We start from the raw sequence: 19,832 nt of genomic DNA, 5'->3' as shown, positions 1-19,832 counted from the left end.
ACATAACGCACGCGGTCCGTCACCGTTCGTCGTGAAATCGATGAAGGTGGAACACGACCCTCCGGTAGGGGAGGCGGGGGCCTGCGCCGGCCGGCGGGCGTCAGACGAGACGGACGGGCTTCTCGGGGCGCACGCCGGTGGTGCTGAGCCAGGCGCGCAGCGGAGCCGGGTCGCCCTCCTCGACCAGGGCGAGCACGCGCGGCCCGAGGTCGGCCGCCCGCTCGCCGCGGACGAGCAGCGCGGGTCCGTCGAGCCAGTCCAGGCCGGGCGCGGCGCCGGTGGTGTCGACGGCGGCGCAGCAGACCAGCGCGGTCACGTGGTCGGCGAGCAGGTCCCGGCCGGTACGGGGCGGGAGCAGCGGACAGAGGGGCCAGGGCCCGTCGGGGCCGGTGAACCCGGCGGGGTCGCCGCCGGCCGGGGCGAGGGCGGCGACCCGGGCCTCCCGCTCGGCCTCCTCCCGGGCCACCTGGGCGCTGAGCGCGGCGGCGAGCACGTCGGCGGCGGGGTTGCCGGGCTCGTACCCGTCCTCGTCCTGGAACTCGGCCCCGTCCTCGCCGTGGACGTCGGTCCCGTCCCCTTCGGCTTCCGTCTCCGCGAGCGGGGGTACGACGGGGAGGTCGTCGTCCTCTCCGGCGCGGCCGGGCGCCGGCGCTGCCGTGAGGTGGCCGAGGACGCGGGTGAGGGTCGGGCCCTCGTGGGTCCGGGGGGTGGTGCTCGTGGCCAGTCGGTCGAGGACGTCGTGGAGGCGGGCCGCGTCCGCGCGCCACTTCCGGTCGACGACCTCCTCCGGGTACCGGCTCCAGTCGACCGGCGCCCAGTCCGGGCCGGGCTCGGCCGGGCCGCCGTGGAAGAGCCGGGCGGCGAGCAGCGAGGCGGCCTCGTCGACGACGCCGGGCTCCTCCAGGAGGTCGCACGCCGGGCGCTCGCCGAGCCGGGAGGAGAAGCCCTCGGCGAGGCGGTCGCGGTTCGACAGCTCGGTCAGGGCGGAGACCACGCCCGCGTCGAGGCGGGACGGCCAGCGGCCCATCCGCCAGGCGGGCAGCGCGACCCGGGTGAGGAGCCGGTCCCAGCCCGCGTAGGCGAGGCCGACCTGCTCCTGGGCGACGATCCGGGCCCCTTGGTCGACGGCCTGGGCCCGCTCGGATCCCGCGGCGGCGACTCCGCGCTCCATCTCGGCCGCGTGCGTGCCGCAGGCCCGCAGCAGCAGCCGGGCGACCCGGCTCACGCCCCGCGCGCCGAGCCGGCGCACCGGGCCGAGGCCGGGCTCGCCGGGGACGGCGACGGCCGCGTCGAGCCCGCGGACGAAGCGGCGGGCGGCGGCTATGTCGGGGTCGGCGGCCGGGCCGGTGCCGGCGACGACCGGGGCGAGGACCGCGCGCAGCTCGCCGACGCGCATCCACCAGAGGAAGGGGGAGCCTATGACCAGGACGGGCGCCCCGCTCGCGGCTGCGCCCCGGGCACCGCCGGCCGCTCCCGCCGCTCCGGCCCGGGCGTGCGCCGGATGGGAGCGGTCCTCCAGCCAGCTGTCGCAGTCCGGGGTGAGGGCTATCGCGGAGGGCGCGGGCACGGCGAGCCGGTCGGCCAGGTCCCGTACGAGGCGGTGCAGATCGGGGGCGGCGGCCTCGGTGAGCTCCACCGTCGGCGTGACGGCCGGGCGGGCGCGGGCGACGACGAGGGCGACGGCCGTGGCGGCGAGGAGGACGACGACCGCGAGGACGGTGGTGATCCAGCGGGCGGCGGCCCACCCCGTACCCGTGAAGTGGCCGGTGACCTCGCCCGCGTACAGCACGACGGCGACGGCGGCCGGGAGGATCGCGGCGCCGAGCGCCCGCCCCCGGACGCGGAGGACGGCGAGGGCGCGGGAGCGCGCGGCCCGCACGCCCCACTCCTCGCCGAGGCCGCTGTCGCTGCCGCCGTTTCCGAAGCCGCTGCCGGACACGCCGTACCTCACCCCCTCTGCCTGTCCTCGACGGGACTCTCCGTGGTGGTGTTGCTCACTCCCCCACTGTGGCACCCGCCACCGACATCGCAATGCCGGTGGGCCAAGTGCCGGAACGCCTGCGCCGCACCCTAGTTGGGGCCTCGGCGGCAGTCATCCAGATGGGCGAGTCGTCACCCGAACGAATGGCTTTGGGTAAAGGTGGTGCCGGTGGCGCGGCCGTGCGCTTGACGGCGCGGCCGCGCCCGTACTCCCGTTCCGGATCAGGCCCCGGCGGCCTTGAGCGCGATGTCCGTACGGTGCTGGGACCCGTCAAGGCGGATGCGACCGACTGCCGCGTAGGCACGCTCGCGGGCCTGGGCCAGGTCCGAACCGGTGGCGGTGACGGAGAGGACCCGTCCGCCGGCGCTCACGACCGCGTCGCCGTCCCGCTTGGTGCCGGCGTGCAGCACGTACGCGTGCGGGGCGTCCCGCTCCGCGATCTCGACAAGGCCCTCGATGAGGTCGCCAGTGCGCGGGGTGTCCGGGTAGTTGTGCGAGGCGACGACCACGGTGACGGCGGCGTCGTCGCGCCAGGCCAGCGGGGCCTGGTCGGCGAGGGTGCCGTTGGCCGAGTGCAGCAGGACGCCGGCGAGCGGGGTCTTGAGGCGGGCCAGGACGACCTGGGTCTCGGGGTCGCCGAAGCGGGCGTTGAACTCGATGACCCGCACACCGCGGCCGGTGATCGCCAGACCGGCGTAGAGCAGGCCGGAGAAGGGGGTGCCGCGGCGGCGCAGCTCGTCGACGGTCGGCTGGAGGACGGTCTCCATGACCTCGTCGACCAGCTTCGGGTCGGCCCACGGCAGCGGCGAGTAGGCGCCCATGCCGCCGGTGTTGGGGCCCTCGTCGCCGTCGAGCGCGCGCTTGAAGTCCTGCGCGGGCTGGAGCGGGAGGACGGTGGTGCCGTCGGTGATCGCGAAGAGCGAGACCTCGGGGCCGTCCAGGTACTCCTCGATGACCACCCGGTCGCAGGCGAGCGCGTGGGCGCGGGCCGCCTCGACGTCCTCGGTGACGACGACGCCCTTGCCGGCCGCGAGACCGTCGTCCTTGACGACGTACGGGGCGCCGAAGGCGTCGAGGGCCTCGTCGATCTCGGCGGGGGTGGTGCAGACGTAGCTGCGGGCGGTGGGGACGCCGGCGCCGGCCATGACGTCCTTGGCGAACGCCTTGGAGCCCTCCAGCCGCGCCGCCTCCTGGGAGGGGCCGAAGACCGGGATGCCGGCCGCGCGGACGGCGTCGGCGACACCGGCGACGAGCGGGGCCTCCGGGCCGACGACGACCAGGTCGGCGCCGAGGCCGGTGGCGAGCGCGGTGACCGCCCCGCCGTCCAGCTGGTCGACGGGGTGCACCTCTGCGACCTCGGCGATTCCGGCGTTGCCGGGCGCGCAGTGCAGAGCGGTGACGTCGGGATCGAGGGAGAGAGAGCGGCACAGGGCATGTTCGCGGGCGCCGCCGCCGATGACGAGGACCTTCACGCCAGCCAGGGTAGCCGGATGGCCGGGACGGCCCTTGTGCGGGCCACCGAGCGAGACGGCCCTAGTCATTCGTGTATTCCTCCACAACGGTGGCACCGAGCTCGCGCACGATCAGCTCGTGCCCGGAGAGCGCCGACTCCACGAGGTCCGGATCGTCCTCCTCCGGCACGTCGTCCTCGGGCGCGACGGGCTGCGGGTGCGGCTGGGCCTGCGGTACGGGGGCGGGCGCCGGGGCCTGCGCGGGCGCGGCGGTCCGAGCGACGGGCGGGGCCTGTACGGGCGGGGGCGCGGGCGCCGCCGGAGCGGGGGCGGGCGACGGCGCGGGCGCGGAGGAACGGCCGAAGCCGCCGCCGCCCGGCCCGTTCCCGCCGCCGCCGCCGCCGCCGGAGAAGTTACCGGCGCCGGGCGGGGGCGCGGAGCCGCCCGACGGGTCGACGATGGCCTCGACCTTCCAGTGCACGTTGAACTGCTCGGCGAGCGCGGCCTTGAGGACGTCCTCGCTGCCGCTGCTCGCGAAGTTGTCCCGCGCGCCGGCGTTGAGGAACCCGAGCTGGAGGGTGGTGCCGTCGAAGCCGGCCACCTGCGCGTTCTGGCTCAGCAGGATCCAGGTGAAGCGGCGCCGGTTCTTGACCGCTTCGAGGATGGAGGGCCACATGTTCCGCACCTGGACGGCACCGGCGGCCATGTCCCCGGAGGGAGCGGCGGCCTGCGGCTGGGCCTGCGGCTGCACGGGAGCGGGCGCGGGCGCGGGCGCCTGCGGCGCGGCGGTCGGCCACCCGCCGGGACGCGCGGCCCCGGGCCAGGCACCGGGCCGTGCGGCATCGGACGGCGGCTGTACGGGGGCGGGTGCCGGCGCGGGTGCCGGCGCGGCCTGCTGCGGAGGAGGCGGCGGGGCGATCGGCGTATGGGCCTCGGGCCCGGGGACGTACCCCATCGGCGGTCCGGCGGGCGGGGCCGGGGTGAAGACGGGGGCGGCGGCCGGCGGCGCGGCGGCGGCACCGCGCTCCAGCCGGTCGAGGCGCGCGAGCAGCGACCGCTCGTCGTCGAAGGCGGCGGGCAGCAGCACGCGCGCGCAGATCAGCTCCAGCTGGAGACGCGGCGAGGTGGCGCCGCGCATCTCGGTCAGCCCCTCGTTGACGAGGTCGGCGGCGCGGCTCAGCTCGGCGGCGCCGAACACGGACGCCTGGGCCTGCATCCGCTCCACGACGTCGGCGGGCGCGTCGATGAGGCCCTTCTCGCCGGCGTCGGGCACGGCGGCGAGGATCACGAGATCGCGCAGCCGCTCCAGGAGATCGGCGACGAACCGGCGGGGGTCGTTGCCGCCCTCGATGATCCGGTCGACGACCTCGAAGGCGGCGGCGCCGTCGCCCGAGGCGAACGCGTCCACGACGGAGTCGAGCAGCGATCCGTCCGTATAGCCGAGCAGGGAGGTGGCCATGCCGTACGTCACACCCTCCTCGGCGGCGCCGGCGAGGAGCTGGTCCATCACGGACATCGAGTCACGCACGGACCCGGCACCGGCGCGGACGACGAGCGGCAGCACCCCGTCCTCGACGGGGATCCCCTCCCGCCCGCACACCTCGCCGAGGTACTCCCGGAGCGTCCCCGGCGGCACCAGCCGGAAGGGGTAGTGGTGGGTCCGCGACCGGATGGTCCCGATGACCTTCTCGGGCTCGGTCGTGGCGAAGATGAACTTGAGGTGCTCCGGCGGCTCCTCGACCACCTTCAGGAGGGCGTTGAAGCCCGCCGAGGTGACCATGTGGGCCTCGTCGATGATGTAGATCTTGTACCGGCTGGAGGCGGGCCCGAAGAACGCCTTCTCCCGCAGGTCACGGGCGTCGTCCACACCACCGTGCGAGGCGGCGTCGATCTCGATGACGTCGATCGACCCCGGCCCGTTCCGCGCCAGGTCCCGGCAGGACTGGCACTCCCCGCACGGCGTCGGCGTGGGCCCCTGCTCACAGTTCAGACACCGCGCCAGGATCCGCGCGCTGGTCGTCTTGCCACACCCGCGCGGCCCGCTGAACAGGTACGCGTGATTGACCCGGTTGTTCCGCAGGGCCTGCTGCAACGGGTCGGTGACATGCTCCTGCCCGATGACCTCGGCGAAGGACTCGGGGCGGTAGCGGCGGTACAGCGCGAGAGACGACACGTATACGAGGTTATAGGCGCCCGCCGACAACCCGGGAAAAGAAGCCGGGCCGGCGCAGGGACGCCTGGCGCTTGGACGGGCGGGGGCTGGGCGCGGGAGGAGTCCGGGACGGGCGCGGGCTGGGATCGGGACGAGTCCCCTCCCCCCTCACCGCCCGGGGAACGCAAGCGCCCCCCACGCACCCGCCAGAGCCGACCTACCCTTGCTGCCTTCCGGCCCTGGGGGAGTTCAGTCAGATAGCGCCGCGTGAGGGGCTCCGCCCAGCGTACCCGATCCGAGCCCCTGCCCCGACCCCCTCCCCCACCTCGTCCCTCCCCCCTCCCCGACCTCACCGATCACGTTCGCGAGCACCCTCCGCGGTCATGTAATGTTCTCCACGGAGGATTCGCCTAGAGGCCTAGGGCGCACGCTTGGAAAGCGTGTTGGGGGCAACCCCTCACGAGTTCGAATCTCGTATCCTCCGCCAGTGCCTCACCGGGCACGTTGTCGAAGGGCCCCACCGTTCGCGGTGGGGCCCTTCTTCGTGCGTGGTCTCAGTTTTGGTCTCAGTAGGCCGGCGACCTGACAGGGCCTGGGCCGCTACAAGCGGCACGCGCCGGAGCTCCTACCCAGGGCATGCCGACGGTGAGAGGGCGCCAGCGCCCTACCCCGCCACCTCGACGAGACCTCGTGGCTAGCCAGAGAGATCAGCTGCATGCCGGTGACGTGATCACGAGGTCGCCGATCCGACTGATCATGCGGGTGCCCTCTGACATGCTTGCCCCCAACCACCGGCAGTCAGAGAGCAGGACCCTGAATTGAGCACCCTGGGTGGCCTCGTCTGGTCGATCGCCGACCAGCTCCGAGGCGTCTACAGGCCGCACCAGTACGGCGGCATCATTCTCCCGTTCACAATCCTGCGCCGCCTGGACTGCCTGCTCGAGCCCACCCGTGACGAAGTTCGCGCCCTGGCCAAGGAGTTCGAGGACGGCGCTCTGGACGTCCAGGTCAAGCGGAAGACTGGCCTGACCTTCTACAACACGTCGCAGTACGACTTCGCCAAGTTGCTCCTTGACCCTGCGGGACTCCGCGCCAACCTGATCGACTACGTCTCGCACTTCTCGGGGAACATTGACGTCTTTGAGCGCTTCGGCTTCGAGGCCGAGATCAACAAGCTCGACGAGAAGAACCGGCTGTACCTGGTCGTCTCCCAGTTCGCCAAGGTCGACCTACACCCCGACACCGTCCCCAACGCGGAAATGGGCGACCTGTACGAGCACCTGATCTACAAGTTCGCGGAAGCCTCCAATGAGGAAGCCGGCGAGCACTACACGCCGCGTGACGCGATCCGCCTCATGGTCGACCTGCTGTTCGCGGAGGAGAACGAGGCCCTGCTGGAGCCGGGCACCATCCGCACGATCTACGACCCCACCGCCGGCACGGGGGGCATGCTCTCCGTGGCCGAGGAGCGGCTGCTGGAGCGCAATCCTCGAGCCCGACTGCGCCTGTACGGCCAGGAGATCAACGACCTGTCCTACGCCATCTGCAAGTCCGACATGATCGGCAAGGGGCAGGACGTCGGCAACATCCGACTCGGGGACACCCTGGCCGACGACAAGTTCTTCGACAAAACCTTCGACTTTTGCATGTCTAACCCGCCGTACGGGGTGGACTGGAAGGCTTCCGAAGCTGCGGTGAAGGAGGAGCGCACGAAGGCTGGCCCGGACGGCCGTTTCGGCCCCGGCCTGCCGCCGATCTCGGACGGCCAGATGCTGTTCCTGACGCACCTGGCTCACAAGATGCGCCCCGCACACGAGGGCGGAGGCCGAGCAGGGATCGTCCTTAACGGATCGCCGTCGTTCACCGGCGCCGCCGAATCAGGTCCGTCGGAGATTCGCCGCTGGCTGCTGGAGAACGACCTGGTGGACGCGATCATCGCGTTGCCCACAGACATGTTCTTCAACACAGGCATCGCCACCTACATCTGGCTTCTGGACAACGCCAAGCAGAGCGAACGCCGCGGCAAGGTCCAGCTCATTGATGCCACCAGCATGTGGACCAAGATGCGCAAGGGCATGGGCTCGAAGCGCAAGGAGATCGACGCAGCCGCCCGCGAGCGGATCGTGAAGTTGTACGACGCCTTCACTGAAACCGAGCACTCCAAGATCCTGAAGAACTCCGACTTCGGATACTGGACAATCACCGTCGAGCGCCCCCTGCGCCTGAACTTCTCGGCATGCCGTGCAGCGGACCTGGACGGAAAGGCGCTGGCCAAGGCGTTCGGCAAAGACACCGACCCCTCGCCGTTCCTGGCCGTGCTGGCAGGCATGGGCAAGCACACCTACCTGAGTCAGGACAAGTTCATCGAGGCCGTCCGCGAGGAGTTCGCCACGGCTGGAATGAAGCTGACCCCGGCCCAGTACCGTCACCTTGCCGTCGCCCTCGGCGAACCCGACGAGGCAGCCGAAGCCGTCAAGGACGCCAAGGGCAACCCTGAGCCGAACGTACCCAAGCGGGACACGGAGAACGTCCCATTCACCTATGGCGGTAACACGCTCGGCGATGCTGGCCGAGATGCGACCGTCCAGGCTTACTTCGATGCCGAGGTGGCCCCATACGTGCCGGGCGCTTGGATCGACCCGAAGAAGACGAAGGTCAGCTACGAGATCCCGTTTACCCGAATCTTCTACACGCACACCCCGCCCCGCTCTCTCGAGGAGATCGATCGGGACCTGGAAGCACAGATCTCCAAGATCATGGGGCTACTGCGGGAGGTCGAAGCGTGACAGCACCGCAGAGTATCCGCCTGAAGTACCTCTACTCCCCTTCGGGGGACGCCAACCACCCGAAAGAACAGGTCCTCTCCGTCTACCGCGACCACGGAGTGATCCCCAAATCATCACGGTCCGACAACTTCAACAAGACCCCCGAGAATGTTGAGCGATACCTACTCGTTCACCCTGGCGACCTCGTGGTTAACAGGATGAAGGCTTGGCAGGGTTCCCTCGGCGTATCCGATCACCGGGGGATCGTGAGCGGGGACTACGAAGTTCTTCGCCCTACAACTGACTCAGTCTCGGGCAAATACATGCACTACGCGCTCCGATCGCGCCATATGATCGGCGAGTACAGGGTCCGCTCAACAGGGATCAGGCCCTCCCAGTGGAGGCTCTACTGGGACCAGATGGGAGACATTCGCATTTCGCTTCCCTCTCTGGCAGAGCAAGAGCGGATTGCGGACTACCTCGACCACGAGACTGCACAGATCGACACGTTGGTCACCGAACAGCAGCGCCTCGTCGAAATGCTTCAGGACCGCCGTTCCGCCCTCGTCGAGCGAACTGTCACAAAGGGCCTCGACAAGTCCGCCGAGGTGAAGGAAAGCACGCTCTCCTGGACAGACACGGTGCCATCCCACTGGCGGGTGGCAAATATCCGGCGGTTTGCCCAGATGAAGACAGGACACACTCCGAGCCGCAGCAACCCTGACTACTGGGAGAAGTGCACGATCCCTTGGATCACGCTCGCTGATGTCTGGCAGTTGCGCTCCAGCAAGCAGATGTACGTGGAGGATACCGAGGGACTTATCAGCGAACTCGGACTGGCGAACTCAGCAGCTGAACTACTGCCGGCGGGGACTGTTGTACTCTCGCGCACCGCCTCGGTCGGATTTGCTGGAATCATGCCCCAGTCGATGGCCACCAGCCAGGACTACTGGAACTGGGTCTGCGGTCCAGAGCTGATGCCCGAGTACCTGGTCTGGGTCTTCCGGGCGATGCGCCAGGAATTCAATGCACTGATGATCGGCTCAACCCACAAGACGATCTATCAGCCGGTAGCTGCAGCCATGCGAATCCCAGTCCCTCCTCTCGAGGAGCAAAAGGAGATCGTGACGCATATCGAGGACCACATCGCGCGCATCGACACATTGATCGCGGAGTCGGAGCGGCTGATCGATCTTTCCCAGGAACGACGCTTCGCCCTGATCACTGCCGCAGTGACAGGCCAAATCGGCACAGGAGAGGACAGTGGGATCTAAAAATGGAAAGTGCCGCCAGAAATGCGAGGCTCGCCTGAGATGGCGCAGCACAACGAAGTCCAGTTCGAAAAGGAGCTGGCCGAGCACCTGGCCGCAAACGGCTGGCTGTACTCCGAGGACGACAGCGGCTACGACCGTGAGCGTGCTGTGTTCCGAGCAGACATCTTCGGCTGGCTCAAGGACACGCAGCTAAAGGAACTAGGCAAAGTCGTCAAGGCCGGCGCCGTCGACGAGGTCAAGCAGCAAGAGCAGGTTTTGGACCGGCTGGTGAAGTTACTGACGATCGACATGGAGAACGGTGGCGGCACACTGAACGTGCTTCGCCACGGGTTCAAGCACCTGTCGGCCAGGTTCCAGATGTGCCAGTTCAAGCCCGAGTCCACCTTGAACGCTAAGACGGTGGAGGACTACGGGAAGGTCCGCCTGCGTGTGATGCGGCAGGTCCACTTCTCCACGGCTGACCAGCGCAGCGTTGACCTGGTGTTCTTCGTCAACGGCCTGCCGGTGGCTACGGCCGAGCTGAAGACCGACTTCACCCAGACGGTCGAGGACGCCAAGCAGCAGTTCAAGAGCAGCCGGCATCCAAAGGACCCCGGCACGAAGCACGTGCAGCCGCTGTTCACCTCTGGGCGCGGCGCACTGGTGCACTTCGCGGTGTCCAACGACGAGGTCTGGATGACCACGAAGCTGGCCAGCGAGAAGACGATCTTCCTGCCGTTCAACCGGGGTACCGAGGACGGCGGGGCTGGCAACCCGCTCAACGCGGAAGGGTCGCCGTCGTCGTACCTGTGGGAGCGCGTGCTGCAGCGGGACGCGTGGCTGAGCATCTTCGGCCGGTTCATGTACATCAAGCACGACCAGCACACCGATCCGATCACCGGCAAGAAGACCCGCTCAGCAACACTGCGCTTCCCCCGATTCCACCAGTGGGAGGCCGTCACCAAGGTGACCAACAAGGTCATCGAGGAGGGGGCTGGCCACCGGTACCTGATCCAGCACTCGGCGGGCTCGGGCAAGACCGACTCGATCTCCTGGCTAGCTCACCGCTTGGCGCGGCTGCAGGTGGACAACACCAAGCTCTTCGATTCCGTCATCGTGGTCACCGACCGCAACGTGCTGGACGGGCAGCTGCAGGACGCGATCAAGCAGATCGACAACGATCAGGGCATCGTGTTGGCCATTGACCGGAAGCAGGCCGCCCGTGAGGGCTCCTCCAAGTCGGGTGTGCTGGCCAAGGCCCTGGCCGAGGGCAAGCTGATCATCGTGGTCACGATCCAGACCTTCCCCCACGCTATGGACGAGATCCGGCAGTCCAAGGGGCTGAAGGGCAAGAGGTTCGCCGTCATCGCGGACGAAGCGCATTCCTCTCAGTCCGGGCAGGTGGCCAACAAGCTGAAGGCCGTGCTGACGTCCGAGGAGCTGAAGGAGATCGAGGAGGGCGGCGACGTCGACGTCGAGTCGGTCCTGGCCGCCGAGGCATCCGAGCGGGCCGCCAGCGAGAACATCTCGTACTTCGCGTTCACCGCCACGCCCAAGGGTAAGACGTTGGAGCTGTTCGGCCGGGTGCCCGCGGGCACGACCCTGCCGCCCCAGGCGTTCCACGTGTACTCGATGAAGCAGGCCATCGAGGAGGGGTTCATCCTCGACGTACTACGGGGCTACCACTCGTTCAAACTGGCGTTCCAGGTCGGGCAGAACGTGACCGGCGACTCGGAGGTCGACCAGAGCGAGGCGACCAAGCAGGTCATGCGGTGGGTGAAGCTCAATCCACAGACCATCGCACAGAAGGCCGCGATCATCGTCGAGCACTTCCGGTCCAACGTCGCGCACCTGCTGGGCGGTCACGCCAAGGCCATGGTCGTGGCCGACTCCCGCAAGGCGGCTGTGCGCTTCAAGCTGGCGATCGACGACTACATAGCCAAGAAAGGCCTCGGTTACGGCACTCTGGTGGCCTTCTCCGGCAAGGTCGACGACCCCGAGTCCGGCCCAACGGACTTCACCGAAACCTTGATGAACCCGGGGATATACGACCTGCGTACCGCGTTTCAGGGCGACGAATACAAGGTCATGATCGTCGCTAATAAGTTCCAGACTGGCTTCGACCAGCCACTGCTGTGCGCCATGTACGTCGACAGGCCGCTGTCGGGCGTGACGGCCGTTCAGACGCTCTCTCGCCTCAATCGCACTTACGTCACCCCGTCGGGCATCCACAAGAGCTCTGCGATGACGCAGATCGTGGACTTCGTAAACCCTCCGGACATCATCCAGGAGGCATTCGAGCCCTACTACACCGACGCGCACCTGGAACAGTCCACCGACCCGAACCTCGTCCACGACCTGTCCGCCAAGCTGGACACCTTCGGGATCTACACGCCAGCCGAGATCGACCAGTGCGCCGAAGCTTTCGTGCTGAGCAAGGGCAACAACGCCCTGACGGCCGCTGTGAACCCCGGGAAGAAGCGGTTCCAGGACCGGTATACCGTCGCTCTTGGCGCGAACGGCGGCGAGGGGGACAAGGCCCTCCTGGAGGAGCTCGACATGTTCCGCAAGGACGTCGGCACCTTCGTGCGCCTCTACGACTTCATGGGCCAGATCATCGACTACGGCGACGCAGACCTGGAGAAGCGCAGCATCTACCTACGGCTGCTGGCCCGCAGGATTCAGCCCGACAACTACACCGCCCCGATCGATCTCTCCGACGTGGTGCTGCAGAACGTCAAGCAGATCGACAAGGGCAAGGTCGACATCTCCCTGGGTGGCGAGGACGTCGGGCTCAAAGGCATGACCGGCGCGGGATCAGCGAGCAAGAAGGACCCCAAGATCGTCGCGTTCCAGACCGTCCTGGAGCGGCTCAACGATCTCTTCGGCAACGAGGACTTCACGACCACCCAGAAGGTGTCCTTCCTGGAGGCCCTCCTCGGCTCTCTGCTGGAGGACCAGGACCTCGTGCAGCAGGCCAAGGTCAACAGCCCCACCCAGTTCGCCGAGTCCCCGGATTTCGACGATGCCGTCACGGGAGCAGTCGCGGACAACCAGGGCGCGCACAACAAGATGAGCGACTACTTCTTCACCAGCACCCCGGGGCGGGCCCAGCTCGTCGTCGAGTTGGCCAAGTGGTTCTACACCGTGGTGGTCGATCAGGTGGAGAGCAGCGCCGAGGGCACGGATCCCGTCTCGCAGTAATGCTGGTGGTTGGACACCCAAGGAGCCTGCTCCGCTGAGACGCGGCAGGGGGTGGGATGGTGCTACCTCCCCATCCCACCCCCTGCACTCTTGGCCTGACCGTTAGCGCGCCGCCGGCGCTACCACTCGTCGGTGTCGCCGTACTTTCCCGGGTGACGGGCGCGATCCACAGCCTGTGCACATGCTTCGGCGAAGGCCGCCTCGACGGCCGTCTTGTCCGTGCCTCGCACCTGGGCCTCGACCTCCTGGCCCGTGCCGGGGCGCCGGGCCGTGCGCCAGGCCGAGGTCCGGTCGGTGTAGCGGTCGGTCTCAAAGTCCCAGGCCGGCACCGCCCACTGCTCGGGAAGTCCGGTCGCCGCGCGCTCCCCACCAGGGAGGAACAGGGCTCGGGCGTGGAAGACCACGGCCCGCTCCGGCACACCGTCGCGGATGGCGCTCGCGCCACCGGGGCCCTGGTGTTCCCAGCGCCAGCGGTCCCACTCCTCGACCTCGGCGGTGTGGTCGGGCCAGTCGTCGCTCCACCGTGCGACGACCTCGTCGGCGTGTTCGCGGTGAAGGAAGGGCACGCGCCGCTCGCCAAGGCGGGCGACGTGGACCATCAGCTCGGCGGGGACGGGGCTTTGGCCGGCCTCCGGAGCTGCGCTTCCCGCAGTCTGGTCCGTGCCCCACAGCAGGCCGCCGACCTTGGCTGCGGTGTCCTTGAGGACGCGGCTGGTCAGGTGCTGGTAGCGGCGGCGCATTCGGGCGGACTTGCCGGGTTCCCAGCCCATGATGGCGTCGACGCGTCGGAGACGCCGAGGATGAGCAGGACCGTCGCCGCGGTATGGCGGGCGTCGTGGAGGCGGGCGTCGCGGACGCCGGCGGCTTTCAGGAGCTCCTTCCATTTGTGGTAGTCGGTGTTCGGGTTCAGGGGCTCGCCGGTGGGCGAGGTGAAGACGTACCCCTTCTCCGTCCAGAGGTCGCGGGCCAACGTTCGCTCACGGGCCTGGTCCTTCTTGTGTCGGCGCAGGAGCTGGAGCAGCTCTTCGGGTACGCCGATAGGCCGCTGGCCGGCGCGGGACTTGGCGTTCTTCGTCTCGCGGCGGGTGTTGATCTTCTGGGGGCAGAAGCCGGGCTTGCGTCCGCAGCGGTCGCCGCAGCCGTGCTTGTAGCGGGGCCGCAACCGTCCTCGCCGTACGCGGATGACACCGAGCTCGAAGTCGACGTCGTCCCACTGCATGCCGAGGACCTCGCCCTGGCGCAGGCCCAGGGCCAGCGCGATGACCCAGCGGGCAGTGTTGCGGTGCTTGCCCGCTTCGGCGAGGAGGCACTGGACCTCCTCGACCGTGTACGGCTCGACCTCCTCCTCTTCGACCTTGGGGGCCTTGGCGATGGAAGCCGGGTTCGAGGAGGGACGCCGCCGACGGGAGGCCGAGGAGCAGGAGGAGCGCCGCCGGAAACAGGAGAAGAAGAAGGAGCGTACGCAGCGAGAGTGGGAAGCGGCGATCAGCGTTGCGACGATCAAGGCAGTGGATGCCGTGCGGGTCGACCGTTTCGGCACGGCCCTGGCGCAGTGGCGGGCCGCAGGGGAAATGCGGCCTTCTGCGCCGCGCTCGATGAGGCCGCCTCCGCCGCGAACGACGCCCACGAAGCCGAGCGGCTGCGCGAGTGGTCTACGTGGGGAAAGGCGGAAGCCGACCGGCTCGACCCGACCGTGGCCGGAAGAAGCCTGACCGCCCACGGCCTCCACGCGGAACCCACCGGCGACCAGCTACGGCCCTTCCTCAACGGGTGGCATCCGCAGCGGCCGGAGAAAGAGAAGCCTCCGCAGAATGAAGAGCCCAAGGTGGAAGTCGACCCGCCCAAACCGGAGCCGGAGCGGTGGCGTGGCTTCACCGACGAACGTCTGGACCAAGGCTGGAGATATGGACCCCGAGGTCGCGCTCAATGGTGGAGGCAATGACACCGTGCCCACGGTCGCGTAGGGCCTTCACCGACTTCTCCACGAGCTTCCCGAGCCGGACAACCTCCTCGCGTAGGGCGACCAGCTCGTCGTACCGTTCGGCCTTGTCCTGGCCACACCACTCCCGGACGGTCCGCAGGACCGCCGCTTCCGCGTCCAGCTTGCGGTCATCCCGGCGGCTGTAGGAGTACCAGGAGGACTGCGTGCGCTCTTGGTCGATGGCCTGCTGCCTGCGATCCACCTCCGGAAAGATGTCCTCGGCAAGGCGGCCGGCCACAAGGCGTGCGATGCGCTCGGTGACCGGCCACCCGGCCAGACACCTGCCGTAGCGGTTCTCGAAGACCATCGGATCGCCTCGCAGCACCGCGGGATCCATACCGACAAGGGGACCGCTGCCGTCGAGACTGCCCATCTCCAGGATCCCTGCGTCCGCGACACTACGCCGCAGCCGCAGCTTGCTCTTCGGACGGACGAACCCGAGGATCAACCGGGCAGCCTCAAAGTCGGCACTCCCCCGCACGTGCCGTGACACCTCGGCCAGAGCGAGCTCACTCGCATCATCCGCGCGGAACGCCTCAACGTCCTCCCAGCGCGCCACAAGGGACGTCGCGTCGACCCACTCCTGCAGCCCGGCGTCGTCACCGTCGAGGAACCGCACATGGAGCCAATCAGCCCGGCCACGACCACCTACCCGTACGACCTCGACCCGACGAACCGGGCCGCCCAGCTCCTTCGGCCTCGCTCGGTAGGCCCAGTGCTCACCCATCTCCATGGGTCCATTGAGCCAGGTCTGCTGATCCCATCGCCCGGCGATCGCCGAATCCACCAGAAGGAGCGGAGCGGCCCCGGAAGTTCCTTCAGAGACGAGGACCGGCCGCCAGGCGGCTTGCCCGCCTGCAGTTGAACGCCACGTTGAACTGCTGCGGCGGGTAGTCAGCGGCCATGCAGCCCAGACGAGACCCGCCTCGGCCATCTTCATGACCAACCCACACGACTCGGGGACTAGCGAGACCGCGCCAGGCGCAGTTGTGGACCGGTCAGGGCCTACGGCGAGCACAGAGAAACGTTCCGCTAGGGATCAACTCTCCCTATGTGCCGACTCGTTGTCAGTGCCGACGATTAGTGTGCTTCACGGCAGGCTCGTTATGTCCAAGCAAGGCAAGGAGGCGGCCTGTGCCCGGATTTGGCACTCAACGGTTCTTCAACGTACGGCAGCGGCAGTTGATCTACGAACAGGCCGAGGGCCTGTGCCAACGCTGCGACATACCGCTTGGCGCTAGCTGGCACGCAGATCACCGCATCCCCTGGGCCGAAGACGGGCCCACGACCGTCGAGAACGGGCAGGCCCTGTGCGAGGGCTGCAACCTGAGAAAGGGACAACAGATGCAGTACACGGACAGCTTCGTGCCCCGGCCCTTCCAGCGGGAGGTCAGCACAGTCGTCCTCGAAAGCATCAGGGCCAACAAGGACCGCACGATCGTCCTTGCGTCCCCAGGTTCAGGGAAGACGCTCGCCTATCAGTCGTTGGCCACCCGACTGATCCGTGAAGGGCTGATCGACTACGTCGCTGTCTTCGTCCCCCGTGTAGCACTCGCCCAGCAGTGCGAGACCAGCTGGATGCACAAGGGGCTCGACGGAGCTGTCGGCGGCTTGTGCTTGCTCTTCGACAGCACCAAGCGCCTGGGGATGATCCGCCACAAGATCAGCGATCCCCCGCTGACGCATCCGAACGAGCCGGGAAGTGGCTTCGTGGCCACCTACAGCGCGCTTGTCAGCAGCGAGCGCCTGTTCATCGAATGGGCCCGAAAGCACGAGGGCCGATTCCTTCTGATCGCTGACGAAGCTCAGTTCTGCGGTGCCGCCGGCGACAAGGAGGACGGCGGCACTAAGGCTGGTGGACTCATCGAACGCGTTCACGCCTTCGCGCGCCACACCCTCCTGCTGACCGGCACTCCCTACCGAGCTGACAATCAGCACCTCATCCTGGCGGACTACGAGCCTGATCCGACGGACCCGCGGCGGATGAAACTGGTTCGCGACGCCGAGGCGACTTACGCCGACGGCATCGCAGAAGGCTACTTGCGCCGGTTCGAGATGCACCTCACCGAGGCACGTGTGACGCGACGAACCGTGGGTGCTCTTGATGCGCCTACTGGGGACAACGTCCTGGAGTACAACCTTTCGGACGATGGAAGCGAGCTCGTCCCCGTACTGCGGGACGAAAAGATCTGGCAGCCACTCGTCGACCGCGTCGTCGGAGCGGTGAAGGATAAGCAGAAGTTCAACCCCGCGTACCGGGGCCTCATCTCCTGCATGGGTCAGAGCGAAGCGAAGAAGGTCCAGAGGTACCTGCACGAGCGCTACCCCAACCTGCGTGTGGGGCTTGCTATCTCCTCCGACAACGGCGCCCCCCAGGAACTGAAGAACTTCAAGCACAAGCCGATGGACATCCTCGTCACCGTGCGAATGGCCTTCATCGGCTACGACTGCCCGGAGATCACTGTCGTCGGCGTCCTCACCCACTACCGCGACGGCGGGCATCTGATGCAGCTCGTCGGCCGTGGGCTGCGGGTGTGGGACAAGATGCCACCGCGGGAGCAGTCCTGCGTGATCGTCGCTCCCGACGACCCCAAGATGCAGGGATTCCTCTCGCTCCTCCGTGACGAGAACGAACAGGGTCTCAAGCTCCTGGATGAACGCGAGGACCGCGAGGCCGGCTCTGAGCCGGTTCAGGAGTCGCTGTCGTACGTCGAGGCAGCCGTCGCAACCACGACCAGAGCAGCAGGCAACGAGAGCGAGATGGACGCGGATGAGCTCCAGCTGGTGGAGTACATCAAAGCAGCGGTCGACTCAGCCGAAACACCGCTCAAGCTCAAGGACGTCGTCGAACTCGCTGGGATCATGCTGAAGGCCGCTCCGAGCGTTCCCGAACAGCGCGCCGAGCCGGACGGACCGCCCATCTACGAGCCGCCCAAGACCGAGAGAGAGCAGATCGCCGACATCAAGGCCCAGACCGCAGAGGCCATCAAGCAGTACCTGTACCAGCGCGGCGTCTCGCCCGACTCGACCGGTTACCAGGAGGCGATGATGCAGGCGACGAAGCGTGTGAACGATGCCGCTGGATTCAACGCCCAGCAGGCCAACACGCTGGAGAAGGCCAACAAGAGGCTGCGGGCCGTTCTAAGCGCCCTCAAATAGGAGTCCCCATGTCTGTGCGCGTTGAGTCAAACAGCTACCTGACCGACGAACAACACCGCGTTTACACCCTCCGGGAGGCTCTCGAACGAAATGGCGGCACGCCTTCGGGCTTCCTCGAGCTACTCGCCGCAGTGATCGACGACGAAACCTGGCGGAAGGTCCCGACCGGCGTCAACAGCGACGAGCCCTTCGAGGACTTCGCCTCCTTCGTCGAGGCGAAGCCGCCGTTCGGCCTTGGGGCCAAGGTCGAGGATGTGCGCGTCCTTCTTCAGATCAAGCACCCTCATGAGGGGGTCCGCCGCGTCCGGGAACAGATGGACCGGATGCGCGCGGAGGCCAACAAGCTCCTCGGGACCGGCCCCGAGGAGGATCCAGTCACGCGCGATGCCCGCAATTTCGGGGGGTACGCAAAGACTGGCGGCTGGCTGTTCGGCTTGATGGTCGCCCGTTGCGTGGAGCCGGGCTCGAATCAGGGAGAAAAGTCCGAATCGTCACCTCGTGTCAGCCGCCACGAGGTGACGAAGGTGTCGGCAAATGAATTCGGGCGCCGCGCAGGCTGCTCAGCCAACCGCGTGATGCGCTTCTACCGCGCCTGGTCCAGGGCTGTCGAAGACGCCCTCGTCCCCGGCTTCGAAGACCTGCAGCCGGGAGTCGACATCGATTTGCCCGACGCTGACACCTGGAGCCAGTACTACACCACCCGTTCCAGCGGTGAGTCCGAGCGTGGGACGCGCATCAGTGCCGCTGCACAGGCTGAGGGTATCCGGCCTACCAAGGCCCTAGAGGTAGCGGAGAACCCAACAGCGCTGCGCGTCGCCATCCTCTCGGACTCCGGCACTGCGGAGGCCGCAAGGAACGCACTCATGGATCGTCTGGAGGAAGATCCCGACCTCCAAGCAGCGATGGCGAAGCACATCTCCGACACGGCCACGCTCAAGAAGGCGGTTGCCGCAGAGACCAAGCGCGCAGGGCAGGTCGAGTACGTTCGCACTGCGCTCGAGGAAGGTACGGTCAAGACGCCTGCCGGCCAGATCATTCCGCTCCCCGACGACGTCAAGGCCGATGCTGAACAGCGGCTGATGCCTTCCAATCACGCTGGGCAGAGCGGCCCGGCCGAGGCTGCCGCGGCCTACGAGGTCCTACACCAGTTCGTGGTCCAGTCAGTCGACAAGAACCCGCACGTGAATGTCCAAGAGCGCAGGGCCGCATTGCACAGCCGTGTCCGCCAAGCATCCAAGGCATTCGAGCAGCTAAGCCTGGACGAGGTCGGGGAGCTCTACGACGAGGAACTGATCGAGAGCTTGGAGCAACTCAACGGGTTCCTGGCAACTTGCATCCAGAGCATGAAGGCCGCGGCGCAGCGGCCCCCGCTCCGCGCCGTGAGGGAGGCATAGCCAAACCGTTCCTCGTTCGGGCCGGCATGCCACCCAGCAGGCACTATTCGACATTGCCGCACCGAGCACTTCGGTGCGTGATAGGCGTTGAGCAAGGGATGCCGGTCAGAGGGGTCGGCATCACTAAGCCCGGGGGTACGTATGTCCAACGAGCCGAGCGATTTTCGAGCCTGGCTTATGCGTCACGTCGACGAACAGTCGGCCATCGGCGACCTCGCCCGTGACGCACGGGATGACGCCGAATGGCCCGAGGGCGAACCCGAGTCGCTCGAGCTCTACAACGAGTACCTCGACTCCATGAACGCCTGTGAAGGTGCGCTGGAGGCCCTTGAGAAGGCGTGGAGCCGCTACGACGGGATTCGGACGTGAGCCTCGGCGTACTGAAGTCCTCCGCGCGGTGGCAGTGATCTGGTCCACGGCACGGAGGCTTCAGCAGCCGAGTCACAACCAGATCGACTGAAATCTGCGGTGCGATCCGACAACTTACGTGGG

The 19,832-nt window shown here is 67.8% G+C and carries 10 protein-coding genes, 1 tRNA gene, 1 other RNA gene and 1 pseudogene; 7 read left to right on the top strand and 6 right to left on the bottom strand.

The features are described 5' to 3' along the window. Positions 1 to 100: 100 nt before the first annotated feature. From ACIGHB_RS10810 to ffs, 4 genes are all read right to left on the bottom strand, one after another. Complete coding sequence (locus ACIGHB_RS10810; RefSeq protein WP_399911521.1) at positions 101 to 1,951, bottom strand: hypothetical protein; 1,851 nt, start codon at positions 1,949 to 1,951, stop codon at positions 101 to 103. Between the two features lie 251 nt (positions 1,952 to 2,202). Next, entirely contained in the window at positions 2,203 to 3,453 is a 1,251-nt protein-coding gene (gene purD, locus ACIGHB_RS10805) for a phosphoribosylamine--glycine ligase (protein WP_399911518.1), read from the bottom strand. A 61-nt stretch (positions 3,454 to 3,514) separates the two neighbouring features. Continuing rightward, positions 3,515 to 5,605: a DNA polymerase III subunit gamma and tau gene (locus ACIGHB_RS10800; protein WP_399911515.1), complete on the bottom strand. Its 2,091-nt coding sequence runs from the start codon at positions 5,603 to 5,605 to the stop codon at positions 3,515 to 3,517. A 160-nt stretch (positions 5,606 to 5,765) separates the two neighbouring features. After that, an RNA gene (ffs, locus tag ACIGHB_RS10795) (signal recognition particle sRNA small type) lies at positions 5,766 to 5,864 on the bottom strand. A gap of 119 nt (positions 5,865 to 5,983) precedes the next feature. Here ffs and ACIGHB_RS10790 point away from each other — a divergent pair. The 4 genes from ACIGHB_RS10790 to ACIGHB_RS10775 all read left to right on the top strand — a co-directional run bounded on the left by ACIGHB_RS10790 (position 5,984) and on the right by ACIGHB_RS10775 (position 12,806). Next, positions 5,984 to 6,071, top strand: a tRNA-Ser gene (locus tag ACIGHB_RS10790). A gap of 331 nt (positions 6,072 to 6,402) precedes the next feature. Beyond that, positions 6,403 to 8,370: an N-6 DNA methylase gene (locus ACIGHB_RS10785; protein ID WP_399911512.1), complete on the top strand. Its 1,968-nt coding sequence runs from the start codon at positions 6,403 to 6,405 to the stop codon at positions 8,368 to 8,370. Next, entirely contained in the window at positions 8,367 to 9,623 is a 1,257-nt protein-coding gene (locus ACIGHB_RS10780) for a restriction endonuclease subunit S (RefSeq protein ID WP_399911509.1), read from the top strand. The genes ACIGHB_RS10785 and ACIGHB_RS10780 overlap by 4 nt, the downstream gene beginning before the upstream one ends. A 39-nt stretch (positions 9,624 to 9,662) precedes the next feature. Next, positions 9,663 to 12,806: a type I restriction endonuclease subunit R gene (locus ACIGHB_RS10775; RefSeq protein ID WP_399911506.1), complete on the top strand. Its 3,144-nt coding sequence runs from the start codon at positions 9,663 to 9,665 to the stop codon at positions 12,804 to 12,806. A gap of 119 nt (positions 12,807 to 12,925) precedes the next feature. Here the strand turns inward: ACIGHB_RS10775 and ACIGHB_RS10770 are convergent. Together ACIGHB_RS10770 and ACIGHB_RS10765 are read right to left on the bottom strand one after the other, a co-directional pair. Continuing rightward, positions 12,926 to 14,193: pseudogene (locus ACIGHB_RS10770) on the bottom strand (tyrosine-type recombinase/integrase); the annotation flags it as partial. 484 nt (positions 14,194 to 14,677) lie between these two features. After that, on the bottom strand, positions 14,678 to 15,520 hold the full coding sequence (locus ACIGHB_RS10765; RefSeq protein WP_399911503.1) for a PE-PGRS family protein: 843 nt from the start codon (positions 15,518 to 15,520) through the stop codon (positions 14,678 to 14,680). A gap of 401 nt (positions 15,521 to 15,921) precedes the next feature. Between ACIGHB_RS10765 and ACIGHB_RS10760 the strand changes: the two genes are divergently transcribed. From ACIGHB_RS10760 to ACIGHB_RS10750, 3 genes are all read left to right on the top strand, one after another. After that, the gene (locus ACIGHB_RS10760; protein WP_399911500.1) at positions 15,922 to 17,946 is read left to right on the top strand and encodes an HNH endonuclease; all 2,025 of its coding nucleotides are present in this window, start codon (positions 15,922 to 15,924) and stop codon (positions 17,944 to 17,946) included. An 8-nt stretch (positions 17,947 to 17,954) separates the two neighbouring features. Then, entirely contained in the window at positions 17,955 to 19,340 is a 1,386-nt protein-coding gene (locus ACIGHB_RS10755) for a hypothetical protein (protein ID WP_399911497.1), read from the top strand. 141 nt (positions 19,341 to 19,481) lie between these two features. Further along, positions 19,482 to 19,709, top strand: coding sequence for a YozE family protein (locus ACIGHB_RS10750; protein WP_399911495.1), 228 nt, complete (start codon positions 19,482 to 19,484; stop codon positions 19,707 to 19,709). The last annotated feature ends 123 nt before the right edge of the window (positions 19,710 to 19,832 follow it).

Origin of the sequence: Streptomyces sp. NPDC085460 (assembly GCF_044541975.1) — a bacterium.
Taxonomy (GTDB): domain Bacteria; phylum Actinomycetota; class Actinomycetes; order Streptomycetales; family Streptomycetaceae; genus Streptomyces.
Note: the sequence above shows the minus strand (reverse complement) of the source record. Positions and strands in the feature narration are given on the sequence as shown.

Excerpts from the sequence above, each read along its gene's own strand:
- ACIGHB_RS10775 (WP_399911506.1), top strand. The coding sequence starts at position 9,663 with ATGGCGCAGCACAACGAAGTCCAGTTCGAAAAGGAGCTGGCCGAGCAC.
- ACIGHB_RS10750 (WP_399911495.1), top strand. The coding sequence starts at position 19,482 with ATGTCCAACGAGCCGAGCGATTTTCGAGCCTGGCTTATGCGTCACGTC.
- ACIGHB_RS10765 (WP_399911503.1), bottom strand. The coding sequence starts at position 15,520 with ATGGAGATGGGTGAGCACTGGGCCTACCGAGCGAGGCCGAAGGAGCTG.
- ACIGHB_RS10755 (WP_399911497.1), top strand. The coding sequence starts at position 17,955 with ATGTCTGTGCGCGTTGAGTCAAACAGCTACCTGACCGACGAACAACAC.